Source organism: uncultured Ruthenibacterium sp., from assembly GCF_963558415.1.
Lineage (GTDB): Bacteria > Bacillota > Clostridia > Oscillospirales > Ruminococcaceae > Ruthenibacterium.
This window is the reverse complement of record NZ_CAUWGY010000158.1, coordinates 1-1,800: the sequence shown is the minus strand read 5'-3', so window position 1 is coordinate 1,800 and position 1,800 is coordinate 1. Positions and strand designations below refer to the sequence as shown.

General features: G+C 51.3%; 1 protein-coding gene and 1 pseudogene. Both read right to left on the bottom strand.

Annotated features, from left to right (window positions below; translation table 11 throughout):
- Positions 1 to 348: 348 nt before the first annotated feature.
- Positions 349 to 582: a complexin-2 gene (locus AB5H98_RS13385; RefSeq protein WP_367926377.1), complete on the bottom strand. Its 234-nt coding sequence runs from the start codon at positions 580 to 582 to the stop codon at positions 349 to 351.
- Positions 583 to 666: 84 nt separating this feature from the next.
- Positions 667 to 1,800, bottom strand: a pseudogene (locus AB5H98_RS13380) (AAA family ATPase); the annotation flags it as partial.

The following is a 1,800-nucleotide window of genomic DNA, read 5'->3' as shown; positions in this document are numbered from 1 at the left end:
ATTCTGTGGCTGCGCGTTCTGCGAACGCTTTTTTGTCTGTACTCTATGCCCCGTTTCGGGATATAGAGGTGCGCGAATCGCTCATCCCTTTTGTTAATGGTACGCCCTGAAATAGGGCTTCCCTTGGAAGGTGAGGTGGCAAAATACCACCCCATCCGGAATACCTTTCAGTAAGGAAAATTCTTTACAATGGGGCTTTTCAAAACGGGAATTTTTTGTCAGAAACAGCAGTCACATCCTTCCCTCTGCCAGCAAAAACAGGAGCGTGACACGCTCCTGTCCCTGCCGACAAGGAGAAAACTTTTGTGCTAATCGCAACATTAAAATCAGTCCGAACGGAAACCTATCTCACCACCGAAAATCCAGGAACACTCCACGCTTGTCCAGGTATTCCTGCCGGGCCTGTTCTCGTTCTTCTGCGGTGGGCGCAGTCTTATATTTTGCATACAGCTCATGCCGCATCAGTGCATCCAATTTTTGTTCCAGACCTTGGCGGATTTCCTCAGCACAGTCATCGTCGTAGCCCAGATGGTATTCCACCAAAGCCACAAAAAGCTCATAGGGAATTTGTACACTTTTCATATCCATTTTTCTCCCGTGACGGTCGTGACGATGGTGACGGTGTTTTACACACCACCAAAATCACCGTCACGACCGTCACCATCGTCACGCTTTCTCCGAAACAGGGGTCAGCTTGATCCTTCGCCCAGCATGGATACGGGAGTTTGTATACTGGATATTATGCTCCAACAGCAGACGTCCCGAATTGACATTCAGGTGTTTGGTCAGGGTGTTCGGCAACATATCGATTTGCAGGAAAGAAACCAGCTCTGTGGGGCTGCCACTCCAGGGTTCCTTTACCAACTTTGCGATCGCTTCCAGCACCGGGTCCGGCGGCTCTTTATACAGCTCGTTTTCCATGCGTTCCAGGTTCCAGATCTGGGTTTGAGGGTCCTTCTTCAAGTAGAGGATCTGGTCCGGCTGGTCCCTTCCTACCACCTTGATGGTAGCGTCCAGTTCCGTGCGCTTTTTCTTCTGCATCAGCAGGGAACCGTCTGCACAGCCCAGTGGTGCCGGAAATCGTCTCAAAAGAATCGTCTGCCTGCTGCTTCCGGGTGTGGTGGACGGTCAGTACACAAATACCGTGCTGATCGGCAAACTGTTTGATCCTGCCGATGATCTCGTAGTCACTGGCGTAGCTGTATGCTTCACCGCCAACCTCCCGGATCTTTTGCATGGTGTCGATGATAATGAGTTTGGTGTCCGGGTACTCCTGCATGAAGTTTTCCATCTGTTCGTCCAGCCCGTTCCCGATTTTTCCAGCCGTGGTGGCAAAGTGGAGATTGGGAGTGTCATTCACGCCATACATCATAAACATCCGGCTCTGGATGCGCTGAAAATCATCTTCCAGCGCGAGGTAGAGCACTGTTCCCTGGTGAATCTTGTAACCCCACAAGTCCTGCCCGGTACTGACATGGTAGGCAATCTGGGCCACCAGGAAGGACTTGCCGATTTTAGGCGCTCCGGCAAGGATATATGCCCCTGCGTAAAGCAGTCCTTCCGCCACCGGTGGCCTGCTCATATAAGCGGTCTGGAACAGCTCCGTCATGGTGAGCGTATGCAGGTATCGAGGGTCTGCCATACGCTGCATCCTGCGGTACATTTCTTCCAGGGTCTCCGGGGAATTTACAATTTCATCGTTGATTTCTTCCCCGGAAGTGGGTATACTATTTCCATAAGTTTTGGAGATTGACTGCCCATCATCTGCGCCAACAGATGAACCCTGGGCGGTCATTTTCT

Excerpts from the sequence above, each read along its gene's own strand:
- AB5H98_RS13385 (WP_367926377.1), bottom strand. The coding sequence starts at position 582 with ATGAAAAGTGTACAAATTCCCTATGAGCTTTTTGTGGCTTTGGTGGAA.